This window comes from Lacticaseibacillus sp. 30, from assembly GCF_053819265.1.
In genome coordinates, this window is the sequence record NZ_JBSOQX010000019.1 from 19,836 (window position 1) to 38,671 (window position 18,836).

At 46.2% G+C, this 18,836-nt stretch carries 16 protein-coding genes; 8 read left to right on the forward strand and 8 right to left on the reverse strand.

Translation table 11 applies throughout. The features are described from left to right. Positions 1-188 precede the first annotated feature (188 nt). Positions 189-812, forward strand: coding sequence for a CBS domain-containing protein (locus ACWPAB_RS11710; protein ID WP_003576237.1), 624 nt, complete (start codon positions 189-191; stop codon positions 810-812). 161 nt (positions 813-973) lie between these two features. Next, a complete protein-coding gene (ppdK, locus tag ACWPAB_RS11715; RefSeq protein ID WP_016381637.1) occupies positions 974-3,604 on the forward strand; it encodes a pyruvate, phosphate dikinase in 2,631 nt (876 codons plus the stop codon). Between the two features lie 157 nt (positions 3,605-3,761). Here the strand turns inward: ppdK and ACWPAB_RS11720 are convergent, their stop codons facing one another. From ACWPAB_RS11720 to ACWPAB_RS11745, 6 genes are all read right to left on the reverse strand, one after another. Continuing rightward, on the reverse strand, positions 3,762-5,816 hold the full coding sequence (locus ACWPAB_RS11720) for a KUP/HAK/KT family potassium transporter (protein WP_003567271.1): 2,055 nt from the start codon (positions 5,814-5,816) through the stop codon (positions 3,762-3,764). A 161-nt stretch (positions 5,817-5,977) separates the two neighbouring features. Continuing rightward, positions 5,978-6,856: an ATP-binding cassette domain-containing protein gene (locus tag ACWPAB_RS11725; RefSeq protein WP_003576231.1), complete on the reverse strand. Its 879-nt coding sequence runs from the start codon at positions 6,854-6,856 to the stop codon at positions 5,978-5,980. Positions 6,857-6,918: 62 nt separating this feature from the next. Beyond that, the gene (locus tag ACWPAB_RS11730; protein WP_003580803.1) at positions 6,919-8,115 is read right to left on the reverse strand and encodes a hypothetical protein; all 1,197 of its coding nucleotides are present in this window, start codon (positions 8,113-8,115) and stop codon (positions 6,919-6,921) included. Then, on the reverse strand, positions 8,112-9,212 hold the full coding sequence (locus ACWPAB_RS11735; protein ID WP_003580801.1) for a hypothetical protein: 1,101 nt from the start codon (positions 9,210-9,212) through the stop codon (positions 8,112-8,114). The genes ACWPAB_RS11730 and ACWPAB_RS11735 overlap by 4 nt, the downstream gene beginning before the upstream one ends. Positions 9,213-9,439: 227 nt before the next feature. Continuing rightward, complete coding sequence (locus ACWPAB_RS11740) at positions 9,440-10,786, reverse strand: C1 family peptidase (RefSeq protein ID WP_003576225.1); 1,347 nt, start codon at positions 10,784-10,786, stop codon at positions 9,440-9,442. Positions 10,787-11,018: 232 nt separating this feature from the next. Then, positions 11,019-12,338 (reverse strand): C1 family peptidase, encoded by a 1,320-nt coding sequence (locus ACWPAB_RS11745; RefSeq protein WP_003571381.1) that lies wholly within the window; start codon positions 12,336-12,338, stop codon positions 11,019-11,021. A gap of 244 nt (positions 12,339-12,582) precedes the next feature. Between ACWPAB_RS11745 and ACWPAB_RS11750 the strand changes: the two genes are divergently transcribed. Further along, complete coding sequence (locus tag ACWPAB_RS11750; RefSeq protein WP_003567260.1) at positions 12,583-12,960, forward strand: DUF805 domain-containing protein; 378 nt, start codon at positions 12,583-12,585, stop codon at positions 12,958-12,960. A 114-nt stretch (positions 12,961-13,074) separates the two neighbouring features. Here the strand turns inward: ACWPAB_RS11750 and ACWPAB_RS11755 are convergent, their stop codons facing one another. After that, on the reverse strand, positions 13,075-13,365 hold the full coding sequence (locus ACWPAB_RS11755) for a GNAT family N-acetyltransferase (RefSeq protein ID WP_003567258.1): 291 nt from the start codon (positions 13,363-13,365) through the stop codon (positions 13,075-13,077). A 221-nt stretch (positions 13,366-13,586) separates the two neighbouring features. Here ACWPAB_RS11755 and ACWPAB_RS11760 point away from each other — a divergent pair, with 221 nt between their 5' ends. From ACWPAB_RS11760 to ACWPAB_RS11770, 3 genes are read left to right on the forward strand one after another with little or no spacing between them, the layout of a single operon-like run. Beyond that, a complete protein-coding gene (locus ACWPAB_RS11760; protein WP_003567256.1) occupies positions 13,587-14,129 on the forward strand; it encodes a dCTP deaminase/dUTPase family protein in 543 nt (180 codons plus the stop codon). A 16-nt stretch (positions 14,130-14,145) separates the two neighbouring features. Then, a complete protein-coding gene (radA, locus tag ACWPAB_RS11765) occupies positions 14,146-15,510 on the forward strand; it encodes a DNA repair protein RadA (protein WP_003580798.1) in 1,365 nt (454 codons plus the stop codon). Between the two features lie 21 nt (positions 15,511-15,531). Then, positions 15,532-16,647 (forward strand): PIN/TRAM domain-containing protein, encoded by a 1,116-nt coding sequence (locus ACWPAB_RS11770; RefSeq protein ID WP_003567252.1) that lies wholly within the window; start codon positions 15,532-15,534, stop codon positions 16,645-16,647. Positions 16,648-16,750: 103 nt separating this feature from the next. Here ACWPAB_RS11770 and ACWPAB_RS11775 read toward each other — a convergent pair whose 3' ends face one another. Then, positions 16,751-17,647: a helix-turn-helix domain-containing protein gene (locus ACWPAB_RS11775; RefSeq protein ID WP_003580795.1), complete on the reverse strand. Its 897-nt coding sequence runs from the start codon at positions 17,645-17,647 to the stop codon at positions 16,751-16,753. 128 nt (positions 17,648-17,775) lie between these two features. On the opposite strand from ACWPAB_RS11775, the gene ACWPAB_RS11780 reads away from it, so the two are divergent. Beyond that, the gene (locus tag ACWPAB_RS11780; RefSeq protein WP_003580794.1) at positions 17,776-17,907 is read left to right on the forward strand and encodes a hypothetical protein; all 132 of its coding nucleotides are present in this window, start codon (positions 17,776-17,778) and stop codon (positions 17,905-17,907) included. A gap of 20 nt (positions 17,908-17,927) precedes the next feature. After that, positions 17,928-18,833, forward strand: coding sequence for an ATP-binding cassette domain-containing protein (locus ACWPAB_RS11785; RefSeq protein WP_016366635.1), 906 nt, complete (start codon positions 17,928-17,930; stop codon positions 18,831-18,833). The last annotated feature ends 3 nt before the right edge of the window (positions 18,834-18,836 follow it).

Here is an 18,836-nt window from a genome sequence, read left to right on the forward strand (position 1 = left end):
AGAAGTCAAAAACGAACGGTTTTCCAATAACGGAAAACCGTTCGTTTTTAATAGCTGACTAAGAATTATGACCCAGCCACTTTATTTTGCTAGTATTCAGCCTCCCCAAATAAGTTGCCAAACTTTTCGCGACGAAATATCACGTCATATATCGTAAAAATGTTATAATTAACATTAATGAATAGGAGGTGGCCGTCACGCAACTGACCCAGCGCCAAAATAAAATCATTCAGCTACTGAAAGCGGAAAGTCCGATGACAGGGGAAACGTTGGCGACTAAGCTCAACATTAGTTTGGCGACAATTCGCGCTGATTTACGGCTGTTGACAACAATTGGAATCTTAGATGCGCGACCTAAAGTCGGCTATGCGTATCAAGGCGAGAATCTGTTGCAAATGGATAGCCAAAAGTTCTTTCAGACCACTATTGCTGCTATCTTACTGCCGCCGACGGAGATTAAATTGACGACATCGATGGAAGAAGCCGTCACCAAACTGTTTTTAGCCGACGTTGGTTCATTGTACGTATTGGATGATGATGGTGCTTTAGTTGGCCTCATCTCGCGGAAAGATTTGTTACGAGCAAGCTTTACTAATCGCGATACAACGTTACCAGCGAGCATCGTCATGACCCGCATGCCGAATGTGATTACCGTCACTGCTGATACATCGATCATCGCGGCCAGCAAACTGCTCCTTAAACACAATGTTGATTCGCTGCCGGTAGTCCAAAATGCTGGCGATACCCATGTGATTGGAAAAATTACTAAAAACCGAATTTTTAAATATCTCATTGAAACCCTTGTCCCATAAGCTGTTCGTACATTGTTGCGAGCGGCTTTTTTGTTGTCATTAATGATTCAAAAAATAATTAGGCCGATTTTAGGTGTAAACGCTTGCATTTTGTCTTCAAAAATAATACATTATAAATCGAACATATATCACGTCACATTAAACGAAAGGAAGACTTTATGATGAAACAGATTTATGCATTTGCTGAAGGCAACATGGAGATGCGCGCACTTTTAGGTGGCAAAGGTGCTAATTTGGCCGAAATGACGAATCTTGGCCTGCCGGTGCCGCCGGGATTCACGATTACCACCGCTGCATGCCACAGCTATCAAACCAATCACGGTCTCTCAGATGATTTGTTGCAAGAATTAGATACACACTTGACGGCCTTGGAGCAGGCAACTGGCAAGCAGTTCGATGATCAGACATCCCCGTTGCTCGTGTCGGTTCGTTCCGGCGCGCCGATTTCAATGCCGGGGATGATGGATACAATCCTAAACATCGGCTTGAATGATCAAACAGTTGTGGCTTTGGCAAAACTCACGAATGATCCGCGATTTGCGTATGACAGTTATCGTCGCTTGCTTGCGATGTTCGGCAATGTGGTCTACGGTCTTTCGGAAAAAGCGTTTGATGACGTTCTAACGACCATGAAACGTGATAAGGGCTATGCTTCAGATTTGGATCTGACAAAGACTGATTTGCAGGCAATCATTGCATCATTTAAGCAACTGTATGAGCAGGCAGGCAAAACGTTCCCACAGGCGCCTAAGGATCAGATGTTAGCGGCGATTGCAGCCGTCTTTGAGTCATGGAATAACCACAGAGCCGTGATTTATCGTCGGGAAAATCAAATCCCTGAAGATCTTGGGACTGCGGTGAACATTCAGACCATGGTTTTCGGGAATGCTGGTGAAGATTCTGGGACCGGGGTTGCCTTTACACGTGATCCGGCAACTGGCGAACGCGCCTTGTTCGGCGAATATCTATTGAACGCACAAGGTGAGGATGTGGTTTCCGGTGTGCGGACGCCGCAGCCGGTCGCCGTTTTGCAGGCACAAATGCCAGCAGTTTATGATCAGCTGGCAACCATCGCTACGAAACTGGAGCAACATTATCGTGATATGCAGGATTTGGAGTTCACAATCGAACACGGCCATTTTTATCTGTTGCAGGCGCGTAATGGGAAAAGAACGCCAGCCGCGGCGGTGAAAATCGCGGTTGATTTAGTTAATGAAGGACTGATCAATCAGCATGAGGCTATTCTGCGGGTGGCACCTAAATCGATCAGTGACATGCTGCATCCGGAATTTGATCCTGAAGTGCTGGCCGCGCATACTGTTTTGGCAACTGGTTTGCCAGCTTCACCGGGAGCGGCTTCTGGTGAAGTCTACTTCACTGCCGCTGATGCCAAAACGGCGCATGATGCCGGCCATCAAGTTATTTTGATGCGACAAGATACCTCGCCTGAAGATATTGAAGGTATGATTGTCAGTCAGGCAATTGTGACAGCGCGTGGCGGGATGACGTCCCATGCAGCGGTTGTAGCTCGCGGCATGGGTGCGACTGGGGTTGTCGGCATGCACGCACTAAGCGTTGATGAACACGCCAAAACCGCTACGGTTGGGTCAACCATTCTCCACGAAGGCGATTGGGTATCGGTTGACGGTACCACTGGCAATTTGTATCGTGGTCAAATCACCACAACGGCGGCGATGGTCAAGGAAAGCTTGGCCACTTTATTGACATGGGCAAAAGATGCAAGTCGCATGGCCGTGTTTACCAATGCAGATACTCCTAAGGATTTGGAGCAAGCACTGGCATTTGGTGCTGATGGCATCGGCTTAACCCGGACTGAACACATGTTTTTCCAACCAGAACGACTGTTGCAGATGCGCCGATTGATTTTGGCCAAAGATGCGGCTGATCGCAAGACGCCGCTACAAGCGCTAGAAAAAATGCAGGAGCAGGATTTTTACGAGCTATACCGGCTTGCGAATGGTAAAGCAGTGACGATTCGCCTCTTGGATCCGCCGCTGCATGAGTTCTTGCCACATGACAGCCGAGAGATCAGTGAAGTTGCGCAAGATCTTGGCCTAGAGCAAAATCAGCTACGCGAACGGATGGCTGCCCTCAAGGAAGTCAATCCAATGTTGGGGCATCGTGGTGATCGATTAGCTGTGACCTTCCCGGATATTTATGAGATGCAGGTTCGGGCCATGATGCATGCGGTATTCCGGCTTGCCGACGAAGGCATGAAGGTCACCCCGCACATCATGATTCCACTGACCAACTCCGAGACTGAATTGATCTGGGTTCGGAAATTGGTGACGGATCAAATCGAGCAGCTAGTCGCAACAAAAGGAATCAAAGTCGATTACGAAGTCGGCACCATGATCGAAACCCCACGTGCTTGCATCACGGCCGATAAGATTGCGAATGCTGCCGATTTCTTCAGTTTTGGGACTAATGACCTGACGCAGTTGACCTTTGGCTATTCCCGTGATGATGTTGGTTCGTTCTTGCCGGACTATTTGAGTAAAGGCATTTTACCAGCAGATCCATTCCAAACCGTTGATACGGAAGGTGTTGGGGCCTTCATGCAGATGGCTGTCGAGAAAGGCCGGGCGACAAAGCCGCAACTGACCATTGGCGTCTGTGGTGAAGTCGGTGGCGATCCTGACTCTGTGACCTTCTTTAATCAAATTGGCGTCAGCTACGTTTCGTGCTCGCCATATCGGGTGCCGGTTGCTCGTCTCGCTGCTGCTCAGGCAACGTTGCGTGCAGAAAAACAGACGAAGCAGCCTTCATAAAGCCGCTTGCAGTAAAAAGTTTCGAAAAAGTTCGATTTTCTGGTCCACATGACAAGTTTACAAAAAAACGAAAACCGACTTGATGGATAAAAAAGAAGCTATATCGCGCCCAGCAGAATGCTGTGCATCAGATATAGCTTCTTTTTAGTAACGCGACTTAATCGTCTTCGTCTTCGGGTTGAGCTTCTGCTTGGGAACGCGTTAGCCGATTGAGTTTGGTAATCGGAATTTTACCAAGAACCAGTGGCACGGTTTCATCGATGGTATCCGCATATTCCAAGCCGAACCATTGCGCGGGTGAAACTGCGATGTGCTGGAGTCGTAGCCGCGCCTGAATGATGGCCTTCTGGAAACCTTTGATCTGGGTCTGCGGTGAAAGCTCTTCGTGCAGCAAGACAAAAGTCCAGTCGCCAACTTGTCGATCCGGAATGGTTGTGTATTTTTGCGGTTGCGTTGGTAATTCACCTTCACGCATCATGTCATTGACAATTTGCCGTAAGAACACGTTGACCTGTTGTTCCATCCGGAAGCCGAGATAGAGTTGGACGTTGACCATATAATCGGTCCCATACGTATCCGTTGTATATTCGGCGGTATACGGTTCATCCGTAACATTGACAGTAACAAACCAGTAAACCCGTGCGCGTTTTGGCCGTTTGTCCAAAATTGAGTAGAGAATTTCCTTTTTGATGTAATGGTCATTCGCAATTTGGGTCATGTAAACCAAGTTGGTGGTGTATGTTGGATAATCTGGATCGTTGCGAAGTTCGGACAGTTGATTTTTATAGGCAAAAAGCGAAGCCATTTCGGCCCGATAAGTGTTGTCGTCGCGAATTCTGCCACCGTATTGCCAGACATACATCACGGCCAAAATGATAAACGCGATCATGGCGGTGACATAACCACCGTGCAAGAACTTAACCGCGCTGGAGATGAAGAAGACTGTTTCAATGGCACTAAAGAAGATCAATGTCCCGATCGCAATCACAGCAGGCGCATGACGCGAACGCAGGTATTGGTACAGCAGTAGGGTGGTCATCAGCATAGTAATGGTGATGGCCAAGCCATAAGCACCTTCCATTTCAGCACTGGTTTTGAAGTAGCCAATGATCGCTAAGCAAGCCAACCATAAAATGGTGTTGACGACTGGAATATAAAGCTGCCCCTTTAACCTTGTTGGGTAAATGATGTGCAGTCGTGGCAAGAAGCGCAGTTTAATAGCTTCGGAAACCAGTGTATAAGAGCCGGAAATCAATGCTTGTGACGCGATGATCGCCGCCAAGGTTGCTAAAATAATTGCGCCTAACCGGATGCTTTCTGGCAACATCTGAAAGAACGGGTTGAAGTCGGTAATCTTGTTGAACGCCGTTACTTTTGAATTTTGATCCAGCCAGACAGCTTGGCCAAAATAGTTGAGCACCAAACAGATATTGACATATGGCCAGCTGAGATAGATGTTACCGCGACCAACATGGCCCATGTCAGAATACAATGCCTCAGCACCGGTGGTTGCCAGGAAAATACTGCCAAGAATGAAGAGCCCCATTTTATTGTCTGGACTGACCAGTAAATGGAGTGCGTAATAAGGGTTCAAGGCGCGCAACATGGACCAGTCCTTTGACAAGGCAATAAAGCCAGCAACGCCTAAGAATGTAAACCAGACAAACATGATCGGACCAAACGCCTTACCAATCAGATCGGTACCAAATCGCTGAATGAAGAACAGGAAGGTAATGATCAAAATCGTCACCCAAATCACCTGTTGCTGATTGTCGATTAAGATGTTGCCGTTAATATGGACACCCTTCAAACCTTCAATCGCGGTTGTGACGGTCACAGCCGGTGTCAGCATCCCATCTGCCAGCAGAGCAGCACCGCCAACCATGGCGGGCAGTACCAACCAACGAGCACGCTGGCGAACAAGCGTATACAGCGCAAAGATCCCGCCTTCACCATTGTTATCAGCCCGTAATGCAATCAAGACATATTTAACCGTGGTGATAATGAGCAGGGTCCAGAAAATCAAGGACACTGAGCCGACCAAAAAGTCAGTATCAAAATGCCCCATGCCGCCGTTGCCAGCAACGATTGATTTCATTACGTATAGTGGTGACGTCCCGATATCGCCATAGACGACACCGAGGGTTACCAGTAAAGCCGCGGCAGTAATTTTATGTCGCAGTTTCTTATTAGCAGTCAAGCCTGACGCCATTTTTGAGCCTCCTGAAAAGTAATACCGTCATTGTAGCAGAATCACGACATATTGTAAGGCGAACTTGCGGCATTTGTTCGCCTGAATAATAAATTTAGTTATATTGTCGGCCACTAATGAATAAGAAACAGCGGCATGAGTTACGTTATGTTGTTTTTATTTCATTGATCAGTTTCGTAAAATTCGTTGAAATAAGTATCAAGATCGAGTGGCCCAAGTTTGAAGGGAATATGGTGGGCTGCTAAACCCAACAGTAGTTGATTGAAATGCTCACCTGGCAATTTTTGGATTGGCAGCACCAACATGCCGTTGGGGTAATGTTCCCACGGCATACGTGGTAAACGGCTGGCATTTTCTTCAGCAACCTGAATATAGAGCGGCTGCTGTTCGTGTTGGTCAATGGTTTTGATAATCTTACCGTCACGCATGAAGTAGATGAGGTCGGCGTACCCTTGCAGATTGTTCAGCAAGTGGGAGACCGTGATAATCAGCTTGCCTTCTGCGCGTAAGCCGCGCAAAATGCGGGACATTCGGGCAACGTTGATCGTATCGAGCCCATTCATAAACTCATCCAGTAGCATGATCGGGGTGTTGGCCGCCATGACCATGCCAAAACATAATCGCTGTTTCATGCCCATTGAATAGGTACGCACCGGTTGATTGATGTAGTCCCGCATGTCGAGCACATTGATAATCTGTTTCACGCTCTTCGAACGATTGTGCCAAAGCTTGGCATAATACTCGAGGTGCGCTTTGCCGGATAAATCTGGATAAAGATCATCTTGAACTGGGAAAAGGCACATCTGCCGGTGCAGCGCAAGGCTTTGTTTTTGACTACCATAACTTTTACCATCTACCAGCACTTTGCCTGCTTGTGGTTTTAGATCATTGAGAATCAAGCGCAGCAAGGTGGTTTTGCCGGTACCATTGGGGGCGACAATCCCGACGATTGATCCGCCATTCATGGTGAGGCTGATGTCGTGAATGACGTTGGGTTTGTTTTTAAAACTTAATGCAAGATTTTGCAGTTGCAATTCCATGATGTACCCTCCTGTAAAATGCGTACGCATCACGTTGGTTTCTAACCGCGCCAGCTCACGCTCTATTTAACCGTCGCAGCATGTCGGCGATGTGTCACGATGAACAGCATGATTTCTAGCAGGACAATGACACTGCCAATCACGATGACCCCAGATAACGGTGTCATTTGGCCGGTATCGTATCTGAAATTTTGTAGGCCGTTGACGATGGCTGCTGGATTCATGTAACTAGGTAGATAGTAGGCTGTTTGGGGTACGGAGAAGGCTATACCTTGCATGAAATAGAGCGGTTCGCCAAAGAGCAGTAGGGCGCTGAGAACCAGTCCGATCAATTCGTTGTGAAAGAGCAATTGGCAAAGCAAGTTAAGTCGAATGAACAGCCACATGAGCAGTACAGTCAAACCAAGCATCATGGGTAAAGCAGAACCAAGTGCCAGTGGCTGGACATAAGCGTAAGACCCGTTTTTGGCAAAGTTACTGATGGCTGTGGTTAGTGAACCAAGACCATGGAAGGGGATGACACATACAGCAGTCACACCAATTAGCAGGGTGACTGCCTCGGCGAGGGTACCAAGTACCGTCAGCGTTTTGGTATTGATGGCATGCCACGGACTAAGTGGCAAAGAACGCGCAATACTGCGATGACGTTGCTCGCTGGTCAGCAGATCATTCGCAAGCAGAATGGTGATGAGCAACAACGCTGTCAGCCAGCCACCCAGTGCACCGCGGAAAAGTGTCTGCCAGAATGTTTGCTGATGAATTGTCGATACATCTGGATGTGCTTGTTTTGCCAAAGGTATTAGTGATTGCGTTAAAACAACATTAGCGTAAGCAGCATCAGCATCAGGATATTGACGATTTTCGTAATAATAGGTGAGCGGGTAATGGAACGGACTGCTTTGGGCATCGGGATTAGCAGCATATCTTCGCAAAAAGCCGAGATAGTTGATAGTTGCGCGAACGTAAGCTTTATTTTTTCCTTGCTTTTGCGCTGTTAACATCTGGGTTTCAAGCTTAGCAAATTCGCGTGTTGATGGCACCCACACAGCGGTATTAGGCCCGTGCGATTCGTTGACAAAGGCAATATTTTTATCGCGATCACGGGTTAAAACAGTTGCTGTCGGTAACTCGACCGGTGTGGTGTTCGGTGGGAAAAAGACAAATTGGCAGATCAGGGCAACTAAGGCGATACCAATTACTGCTAGATTTTTCCGGTTGGTCAGCAGCTGGTGGAACTGAAAACGAAAATAAGCCATCATGCTGCCTCCTTTTTGACACGTAGGCCAAAGATAAAGAGATTAACAAAGGTCCAGAGAAACAGCAAACCAGTGCCAATGACGACGCTAGCAAGTGGCTGGTTCAAGCGATCCACTAAGGTACCGCTTAATGTCGCGTAACTGTCTAGATATGGCATTGGCAGGAACCACAGGAAATGGAAGAGCTGTGGCAGCATGACTGGCAATAATCCGGCTGCCATGACGATAAAGGCGGTCAGATAAACGTTGGTGATCCAAGTATTGACTAGCATACTAAAACTGATGAGCCAAATACCGGCTAAGATTGTCAGGCCGCCAAACAAAAGTATGTATTGCCACAATGGCAGTATGGCTGTACCCATGACGGCGATCGGATAATTGAAGTCACCTAGGCCAGCTATCAGGGCTGGTGTCGCAACCATCAAAGCAAAACCGGCAAGCAGCGTTAAGATGTAAAACCCGGTAAGCATTAGTAGGCGGCTGCTCCCCGCAAGGCCAGCTGTCAAAGGACGAGCAGTGATGAGTGTCCGGTGTCGCCGCCGCTCGATCCAACTGTCGCAACTGAGCAATATCGCAGCGGCACCAGTGATCCAGCCGAGATAAGGTAACACCAAAACAATATAAGAAGCACTTGTGCTAACGCTTGTTGCAGCAGGCCGGCCTTCAGATTTTAAAACGTTCAGGCTCCGCACATCGCCAGTAAGCTGATGCAACGGTGGCAGCGGCATCGTGTTGAGCGCTTTGTAATGATGTTGGCGCATGGTTAGCTGCGCCGTACGTAAACTAAGCAACCCATTACGGGTAGTGTCAGGCTCATCAAGCTGCAGGCCCAAGCCAATGACGCCGGTTGCTGAATTTTGGGCGTCAAGATTAGCCAATAATGGTTTTTGTGCTTTACTCAATGTATCCAGATTATATTCAGCATAGTTGGCCAACGCGGCGTTGGCTGTTGCTTGTGATGTTTGAGTGACATCGAGCCGTTTGGTCCAACTTAAAGCGAAAAACGCCACGATAAAAGCGGCCATGAACAACCCGAGTACGGCCATGTTTTTTCGTGAATGAATGATTTGGCGCCAGTCAAAGGCGAATTGTGTCCCCATACATTGCCCTCCAAAGTGAGCGTTTTCTGAGATGACTCCGATATCAAAAAACGCGTGGTTACGATGTGTCACCAGAATACCACATTTTTCTTTAATCAAAAAAGTTCGATACGTCAACTAGCAAAACATTTTTTGATGGTTTCGCAAGGGGTTTGCGAACAACAAAAAGCCTCACGATCATTGACCGTGAGGCTTTGCAATATGACAGCTTACCAATTCGTATGGACTTATTTGGAAGCTAACGCACCCATTGGATCCCATGGGGCCAGAACGGTTGGTTTGTCGTATTCGTTCTTGATGACGTCTTGCAAGTCAGCTGACAGGTACTTTTTGGAGATGACAACTTGGTAAACGAACTCGTCAAACCAAGAATCACTGGCCACAAAATAGCCTTTGTCACCGACCTTGTCGCCCCAAGAATTTTCAACCTTCCACTTGGTTGGCTTGCCGTCGACAATGTCAACGCCGGTGAGGACCATTGCGTGAGTCATGAGGCTTTCGCCGTAATCGAGGCGTTCCGCCTTGGTCATGGTGAAGTCGGTGTTGAAAAGATCATCCTTCTTATAGATGTTGGTATCCATGATGCCCAATTGCCGATCAGAACTCTGACCAACATCAGAACCGAACCAAACCGATTCGCCTGCCTTGAGCTGCTTAACGGCCAAGGCTTTGAAAGTATCGATATCGAGGTTCAAGTGCCGAACTTCGCGGCCGCCGACAACGTTGCCGAGCATTTCAACCGTGTATAAATGGTTGTATGGCTTGTCGTCAGTTGGCGCATTGATGATACTTTGGTAATCATCAAGGTTCCATGCAACGTACTTCTTGAAGAAGGTCTGCGGGGTGAGTTCGCGGTCAATATGATACTGCTTATCATCATCGCGATATTCGAAGTCGAACTTCGTCGGCGGGTTGCCTAAGGTGTAAGCCAAAATCCGATAATCTTCAGCTAACATTTTCTGTTTAGCTGCTTCAATATCAGCATCGCTTGCTTTATCAGCAACCAGTTTGCGAAGCGCAACGGCGTCCTTGCGCAACTTTAAGTTCAACAAACCGTTCAACTCGCTACTTTTACTTGAGCTGTAAGTTTCCGGCATCACGGACTTAGGAACGATCCCGTATTTTTCGATCAAAGCAGACAACATATCCCACTGACCACCATCCTGTTGTGGTGTGGTCATCAAAAAGGCAACTTTACGGCTATCGAGTGGTTGATCGGCGGTTTTCAGAACATTTTCATAAAAATAATTGGATTTTTCAAATTTGTCCCAGAAGAAGGTGTAATTCTGAGAAAGTTCGAAGTCTTTAATTTTAAATTGTGCTTGAATGCCGTGACGCATCGTGTTGAGGGCGGCAAACATCCAGCAACGGCCACTTTGCTTTTGGTTGGCAACGCTGCCGGTATCAAGTTCAATAGAAAAAGTCGGGGTCATGGCAACTTTGCTGTCCGTATTCTCAGCAGTTGCGTTGATACCGTTGTTCATGACCGCTTTTTGAAGAGCGGATGCACCGGGTGTGGCTTGGAGATCTTGTTTGAATTGAGCCAGATCGCCAGTGGTAATTTCTGCAGACATTAAAAGACACTCCTTTTTTTGAGCGCGAGCCAGCCCGGTTAGAAACCGGAGTGTAAGCGGCACCAGATGTGATGGCCCGGTTTTGGCCATTGCATCTGGGGTCCTTACACGCAGGCTTCTGGGCTGGCGAGCGCGTTATGAAGACGAAGACAAGCGCGTTCATGAAAGCATGAGCTAGCATGTAGGTGCACTGCCTTTGTCGAACATCATTAGTCTAGCATACAAGTCTAATTTAATTCAGGAAATCCCAGACTGGTACGTTAATTGGTGTTGCTTTAAGTGCTGCTTGATCAGCTGGATCGAGCAGATCTTTGCGAACGACCACTTCATAAACATATTGGTCGAACCAAGATGCATCAGCAACAAAATAGCCATCGTGACCGTTGTCTTTGCCCCAAGAATTTTCGACTTTCCATTTGGTGACCTCGCCGTCAACAACATCAGCGCCGGTCAGCGTCATAGCATGCGACATTTCTGCTTCGGTGGTCACAATTCGATCAGTTTTGTCGAAATGAAGATCCAGATCGAATAAGTCACTGTAGTTATACAGCCCACCTTTAAGCGTGCCAGATTTGCGATCCATATCAGCGAGCACATCATTGCCGAACCAAACGGCTTCACCGGCCTGTAGCTGGGTTAAAGCCAGTTTTTTCAACTGGTCAGGTGGTAGATTCAGAATGGTCAGGGGATGACCGCCGACAACGGTGTTCGCAGAAGCGATGGTATACAGCTGATGATATTTTTTGTTCGGCTCCGGATCACTCGCAACCACAACGTAATCGTCAAAATGCCACTTCACATATTTTTTGAAGAAAGACTGCGGGGTCAGGTTGGTGTCGCGGTGGTACTGCTTCTTATCATCGCGATATTCAAAGTCAAATTGGGTTGGCGGGTTGCCAAAAGTGTATGCGAGAATGCGGTAAACAACGCTGAGAAATTCGCGTTTTTTAGCGGCAATGGCGTCATCGCCAGCGTTGGCCTGTTTCAACTCACGCAAGACTTTGGCATCTTTGCGCAGCTTCTCATTCAAAACGCTGTTGAGTTCAACCGTTTTTTCGCTGTTGTAGGTTTCTGGCATGATTGACTTAGGGACTAGACCGTATTTTTCGATCAGTGCTTCAGCCTGATCATAGTGACCGCCATCCTGATCCGGGCCACTCAGATAATCGGCAACTTCGCGGTCATCAAGCGGTTTATCGGCCGTTGCTAAAATGTTTTCATAAAATAAATTAGCTTTTTCCAAACGATCAAAGAAGGCGTTGTAGTTTTGTGAAAACTCGAAGTCCTTAATGCCGAATTCATCAGCAATGCCGTGGCGAACGGTGTTGAGGGTGGCAAAGAGCCAACAGCGGCCACTTTTCTTTTGGTTAGCAACGGTACCGGTATCAAGATCAAGAGAAAAGACCGGTTTCATATCTTCGCCGTCAATGGGTTCGCGACTTGCAGCTTGTGGGCCAACGTTTTGCACCGCACGAGCTGTGGCGCCGGCAGCCGGCTGTTTGGCTAGTTGGGCTTGAAAGTCTTTAATTTGATCAAATGTAATTTCTGACATAGGCGATCTCCTTTTTATTGCATTAAAGAAACCTTACCTCATTTTAATTTGAATTTAAAGATGGAAAATCAATGGATCATTGAGTGGCACAAGCTCGTTAATCTATTCAACAAAATGCTGCAGATTCTCAGAATAAGAAGTTTCGGGGTATTTTACTTTTAATAAGCACTTACTAAAAGTATAATTTAGACTATGTCCAGTATTATTTGGACATACAATTATCTAGTTAGGTGGGTTTAAGCTTATGGTTAAGGCATATCAGAACTATTTTAAGCATTTAGGCAACTTTTCTGGCACGGCGTCGCGGCGTGAATTTTGGTGGCCGTGGTTGCTTAATGTTATCGTTGGCTATGTCATCATGACGATTTTATTTAATATTTTTGGCATGAACGTCACGCGTGTTTTGAATTTTCAGCCTGGAAAAGAAACCTTTCTTGCATCACTGATTAATTTCATTATTTTTATTGCCAATTGGTCGCTGTCAGTTCGGCGTTTGCATGACACGGATCGCCGTGGTTGGTGGGTTTTGCTTTGGTATGTGCCAATCATCGGCCAAATCTGGTTATTGATTTACTTCCTGTTGCCAACTAAGAAGAATCGCTGGAATGATCGGCTAGCATAGACGATTGTCGCCTATTACCCGGTTGCAGGTTTCTAAGGGAGTCTGCTTGCGCTCACAAAAAAGCCGCTCATAGCGGCTTTTTTGTTGCTGTGATGATGTCGGTACGGCGGACGATTAAGCTTCTTTTGTTGGCCGCAAGACATCGGCATATTCGGGGTGATTGTGGAAAGCATGGACGGCGTATGAACAAAGCGGTTCAATCGTTTTGTCTTCCTTGCGGGCTGCAGCCACGACTGTTTCAATCAGCTGGCCGGCAATCCCTTGACCGCGCAAGCTTTCGTCAACAAACGTATGGTCAACCGCCCACGCGTGACCGTCATCAATGTCTTGAAAAGTGACTTCGGCCATTAAGCGGCCGTCCCAGTCCGTGTTAAAAAAACGACCTGGTTCTCGTTGGAATTCCATGGGGCACCCTCCTTGGGTCAATTCGTGATGGTACAGGTAAACTTTTAGAGGATTCTTAAGCAGCTTCAGACGCTTACATGTTTGCCTGTTTAATAACCTGTCTACTACCCCAAATCTATCAGGAACGCGGTATAATTACAAGAAGGGAAGCCCTTTCACCATGGCCGTGCCATGTGCCCGCATGGTATGATACTTTGGACACTATTTAAATGGAGGCAGCTATGAAGACCCGAGGTTTTGAGATTGTTTCAAAGTATCAAGATGAAGATTTAACTTTGCCGACCCGGCAGACGAAGCAGGCCGCTGGTTACGACTTTTATGCACGTGAGGACTTCGTCTTAAGAAGTATTTGGCGGTACGACTTTATCCGGCTTTTCCGCTTGATTAAAAATGAGCACCCACTGACCAATAAAGACTTTGAGCGCGCTAAGAAGGTGTTGAAACCTTACTTGGTGCCGACTGGGATCAAAGCCTATATGCAGCCCAATGAAGTTTTAGTGCTAGCGAATCGTTCGAGCAGTCCATTGAAGCATGGCTTGGTGTTGCCGAACGGGATTGGCGTGATTGATGCGGATTACTATAACAATCCAGCCAATGAAGGCGAAATCTTTATTCAGCTACTTAATTTTTTCCCGCGCGATGTCGTGATTAAAAAAGGCGATCGCATCGGTCAAGGTATTTTCATGCCATTTTTATTGGCAGACGGCGATGAAGGCGGCCTAGCCAAGCGACAAAGCGGGTTCGGTTCAACCGATAAAGCGTAACTATTGAAGGGATAATATGGCGAAAGCAAAAACACAATATGTTTGCCAAAACTGTGGCTATATTTCAGCCACTTATCTAGGCCGGTGTCCAAATTGCGGCGGCTGGAACACCTTAGTGGAAGAAACCGTCAGTTCAAGCAAGTCTGTGCCGCGACAAACCGCAGCCGGAAGCAAGATAAAGCCGACGCGGATGAACGATGTGACGATCACCAAAGAAACGCGCGTCAAGACTGGCTTAGATGAACTGAACCGGGTGCTTGGCGGCGGAGTGGTGCCAGGGTCACTGGTGCTGATCGGCGGGGATCCGGGGATTGGTAAATCAACCTTGCTATTACAAGTATCAGGGCAGTTGGCTAATACCGGCGGAACGGTTTTGTATGTCTCTGGCGAAGAAAGTGCCAGTCAGATCAAAATGCGGGCTGGCCGGCTTGGCGTGGCAAATTCGGGGATGTACTTGTATCCCGAAACCGACATGCCGAGTATTGAAGACGTCATCAACCAAATGCAGCCGGATTATGTTGTGATCGACTCCGTTCAAACTATGAATGTGCCAGAAATGAATTCAGCGGTCGGTTCTGTGGCACAGATTCGCGAAGTGACGGCAGAACTGATGCGCATTGCCAAGTCCAAAGGCGTGACCATTTTCATCGTTGGCCATGTCACTAAGGAAGGGGCGATTGCCGGGCCGAAGATTCTTGAGCATATGGTCGACACGGTGCTCTATTTTGAAGGCGACATGCACCACACGTATCGAATCTTAAGATCCGTCAAAAATCGATTTGGATCGACCAATGAAATCGGCATTTTTGAAATGCATCAAGACGGGTTACAGGAAGTCGCCAATCCCTCGGAAATCTTCTTGGAAGAACGCTTGGCGGGGGCAACCGGTTCTGCGGTGGTTGTTTCGATGGAAGGCACCCGACCAATCTTAGTCGAGATTCAAGCCTTGATCAGTCCAACGATGTATGGCAATGCTAAACGGACGAGCAGTGGGTTGGATCACAATCGAGTGAGCTTGATCATGGCCGTTCTTGAGAAGCGGGCTAACTTGATGTTGCAAAATCAGGACGCCTATCTCAAGGCAACAGGCGGTGTGAAACTCGATGAGCCGGCGATTGACCTCGCCATGGCTGTGGCAATTGCGTCATCTTATCGAGATAAGGAGATTTCACCGACAGATTGTTTTGTCGGTGAAATCGGATTGACGGGGGAAGTGCGCCGCGTCAATCGGATCGAAGAACGTGTCAAAGAGGCGGCCAAACTGGGTTTCAAACGGATTTTTGTACCCCGTAACAACTTGCAAGGCTGGCATGCGCCAAAAGATATTCAAGTCATTGGTGTTACAAGCATTGCCGAAGCGCTGCATAAGGTCTTTAATTAAACTAAGAAAGGGGGTCATTTTATGAAGAAACGAATTATCTATATCATCTTCGGCCTGATTGGCATTGGGGTCGGGATGGGCACCTTGCCGCCGCTTTGGGATTTGATCGGCTGGGCAGACAACCATTTTCTGAACAATCTGTTAATTGACGGCTTGATTGGCGGCGTTGTTTTCCTGCTGTTGGCAAGCCTCAGCGTTGGTTGGATTCTAGGTCGGTTGAAAGTGTTGGAGAAGACACTGAACACAAAGTCGCCAAGCTACTTGTTGTTCGGCAGCTTATCCACGATAATCGGCTTGATCTTGGCGGCAATTATTTCAATTCCGTTCTATGGCTTCGTTGCACCGCTGAATATCTTCCTACCACTCATCATCATGCTATTATTCGGTTACTTGGGTTTTCGGGTGGGTACGACACGCAGCGAAGAATGGCGGCGGCTTTTGAGCTTCCGTAACCGCCGAACTGCAGATACGGAAAATGATCAGGTGTTAGAACGTAAAGTCGGCGATCATTTCCGCAAGTACAAGTTGCTGGATACCAGTGTGATCATTGATGGTCGTGTTCAGGCCATCGCCAAAACCGGCTTTATCGAAGGCACCATGCTCGTGCCCAATTTTGTTTTGCATGAGCTTCAGCTAATCTCCGACTCCGCAGATTCCATGAAAAGAATGCGTGGTCGCCGAGGATTGGATATTCTCAATGCCATGCAAAAGGATAAAGACATTCATATTGAGATGTATGAAGGCGATTTTGAAGATATGACCGAAGTCGACAGCAAGCTGCTTAAGCTCGCTAAATTGCTGGATGGCATCGTTATGACGAATGACTTTAACCTTAACAAAGTAGCCCAGTTCCAAAATGTGCCAGTACTCAACATCAACGCTTTAGCCAATGCGCTGAAACCAGATGTCATTCCCGGTGAAGGCATGACGGTCACCGTCATCAAATCCGGCTCTGAGCGCCAGCAAGGGGTCGCGTATCTGGAAGACGGCACCATGGTCGTTGTTGAAGACGGCAAGTTCTACATGAACAAACCGTTAGAAGTGATTGTCACCAGTGCCTTACAAACGGCTGCAGGGCGCATGATCTTCGCAAAGCCAGCGCATCAGCAAAAGGCAATTCGGGATAAAGAAAGATAATCTAAATGTTCAAAATTAAAAAAGGCAGTTTCAGCATTCCTTTAAAGGAAATGCTGGAACTGCCTTTTTAGCTGATATTCTATTTTATCGAATTTTCCTAGCTTTAGGCATTATCCCCAATAGGTTCATGAAAATGAAACTCAGCTTTCCAACGTCGACCAAATACAGGGCTGACTTTGGAGATTACTTTAACGAGAGATGCTAATTCTTCAGCCGTTTCAGGACTCTTTGTGAGTTTGTAGAGGCAGAGTGCCCTAAGAAGGCGGAGCTGTAAACGAATGAAGAAAAGAGTATCAGGTAACTGTTGGTCTTGAAGATGGTCCAATGTTTGTACAGCTTTAGCATATTCTTGCCTGTAATACAGCGCAACGGCCGTGTTGTAGAACGATTGAAAGAAGAGGTTAATGTAATTTCGGCGTTGTCGGAAAGAAAAATGAATGGTTAGAAATTTTGCATAAAGGCGATCAAAGTCAGGCGATTGCAAAAAAGAAACGCAATCACCATATAAACTATATTCAAGTTCATACCAAACATCTCTTGCCATTAAATAGTCATTTATAAACGTTGAATCTGTTTTGGAGAGTACAGCGTGTGTATTTTGAGTATCAATGATGATAGCAGAAACTATTATTTCGCGCAACTTGTAAAGCTTCGCATGTGTTTTCTGATATTGATCAGTAAATTGTTTACGAAAATGAATGAGACCTTCTATATCCTGTTCGAGTGCAAGTTGCATCAAATATTTGTCAAATGATCTCTGGGAAAAGTTATTCAGAGATTCTAAACCATTTTGTTTTATGCTGAGAATTTTAAAAAATTCTGTTGCGTCCATCCCTAATCTATTGAGCAACAGAATTAATTTTTCTGCAGATATTTCCGAATGACCATTTTCAAATTTGGAAACGGTACTAGCACTCATATTCCCTGCAACATCTGTTATTGTGAGACCACGCTCAAGGCGGATTTCTTTGAACAAGTAACCAATTTCGACTTTTGTCATTTTGAGGTCTTCCGTTTTCTTATTTTCACTAACTAGCCAATTATAGGCTGTTTTTTTGTTTTTTGTCAAAAATCGTAGTTATTCATTCGGTCCGTGTTAAGTTTATTTCAGCGAAAGGATGGTCATAATTGAAAAGAAAGTTTCTTATTGGTCTTGCATCGGTATTTGGAGTTGTTATTGTTGTTGGAGCCTCAATGACATTGGCAACCAGTGCAATTAGTGCCGCTAGTGAACATGCTCAGAACTTCAATAAAGGTTGACAGAAAGATTGTGAATAAGGATGCTAAAAGTCGATCATTTAGAAAAAAGTTTTGGAACAAAACAGGTTTTACATCAGATTTCCTTTGAAATTAAACGCGGACATATTGTTGGTCTCATTGGGGCAAATGGAGCTGGGAAAACTACCATTATGAAATCCATTCTTGGAATAACTTCATTCACTGGCAAGATTGTTTTTAATGGATTGAAGATAACTGCCGATGATCATAGAGCATTAGAAAGAGTGGGAGCACTGATTGAGTACCCGGGACTGTACCCGTATTTAACGGGTCGTGAACAGCTAACACTTTTTTCGAGAGGAGATCAACCTCGTAACAAAGTGAACAGAATAATTGAAGATTTAGGAATCTCTTCCTATGCTGACATTAAGACTAGCAAGTACTCTCTTGGAATGCGTCAAAAGCTTGGTATTGCACTGGCTTTTGTAAATAATCCTGAGCTAGTAATCTTAGACGAACCCATGAATGGTTTAGATCCTAAAGCAACAATGGAATTGCGGGATTTAATTCTCAAGAAAAAAGAGCAAGGGGTAACGTTTTTAATTTCAAGTCATATTTTGAGCGAGTTGCAGAAAATTGCCGATGAAGTAACCATTATAGATCATGGTCGATTGGTGTTGAATTCAACTATGCAAGACATCTTATCAAAAAGTTCCAAATATCTCTTGCTTGATACAAATCAAAATCCGGTTGCTGAAAAAGTGCTACTACAAAATGGTTATGAAGTCTTTACTGACAAACACTTGCTGAAAATAAAAAGACCTCAAAATTCTAGCATTAATGAAATGTTAAAGGTGCTTTGGACACAAAACATATTAATCAAGAACATTTCAGAAACACAGGGGGATTTGGAAGATTCTCTTTTGGATGTTTTAAAAAAATCCCCTCAAGAAAGCTTGGAGGTCTGAAAC

Bases quoted from the DNA above. Each gene is read 5' to 3' on its own strand.
- ppdK (WP_016381637.1), top strand. From the start codon at position 974: ATGAAACAGATTTATGCATTTGCTGAAGGCAACATGGAGATGCGCGCA.
- ACWPAB_RS11720 (WP_003567271.1), bottom strand. From the start codon at position 5,816: ATGGCGTCAGGCTTGACTGCTAATAAGAAACTGCGACATAAAATTACT.
- ACWPAB_RS11725 (WP_003576231.1), bottom strand. From the start codon at position 6,856: ATGGAATTGCAACTGCAAAATCTTGCATTAAGTTTTAAAAACAAACCC.
- ACWPAB_RS11730 (WP_003580803.1), bottom strand. From the start codon at position 8,115: ATGATGGCTTATTTTCGTTTTCAGTTCCACCAGCTGCTGACCAACCGG.
- ACWPAB_RS11735 (WP_003580801.1), bottom strand. From the start codon at position 9,212: ATGGGGACACAATTCGCCTTTGACTGGCGCCAAATCATTCATTCACGA.
- ACWPAB_RS11740 (WP_003576225.1), bottom strand. From the start codon at position 10,786: ATGTCTGCAGAAATTACCACTGGCGATCTGGCTCAATTCAAACAAGAT.
- ACWPAB_RS11745 (WP_003571381.1), bottom strand. From the start codon at position 12,338: ATGTCAGAAATTACATTTGATCAAATTAAAGACTTTCAAGCCCAACTA.
- ACWPAB_RS11750 (WP_003567260.1), top strand. From the start codon at position 12,583: ATGGTTAAGGCATATCAGAACTATTTTAAGCATTTAGGCAACTTTTCT.
- ACWPAB_RS11755 (WP_003567258.1), bottom strand. From the start codon at position 13,365: ATGGAATTCCAACGAGAACCAGGTCGTTTTTTTAACACGGACTGGGAC.
- ACWPAB_RS11760 (WP_003567256.1), top strand. From the start codon at position 13,587: ATGAAGACCCGAGGTTTTGAGATTGTTTCAAAGTATCAAGATGAAGAT.
- radA (WP_003580798.1), top strand. From the start codon at position 14,146: ATGGCGAAAGCAAAAACACAATATGTTTGCCAAAACTGTGGCTATATT.
- ACWPAB_RS11770 (WP_003567252.1), top strand. From the start codon at position 15,532: ATGAAGAAACGAATTATCTATATCATCTTCGGCCTGATTGGCATTGGG.
- ACWPAB_RS11775 (WP_003580795.1), bottom strand. From the start codon at position 17,647: ATGACAAAAGTCGAAATTGGTTACTTGTTCAAAGAAATCCGCCTTGAG.
- ACWPAB_RS11785 (WP_016366635.1), top strand. From the start codon at position 17,928: ATGCTAAAAGTCGATCATTTAGAAAAAAGTTTTGGAACAAAACAGGTT.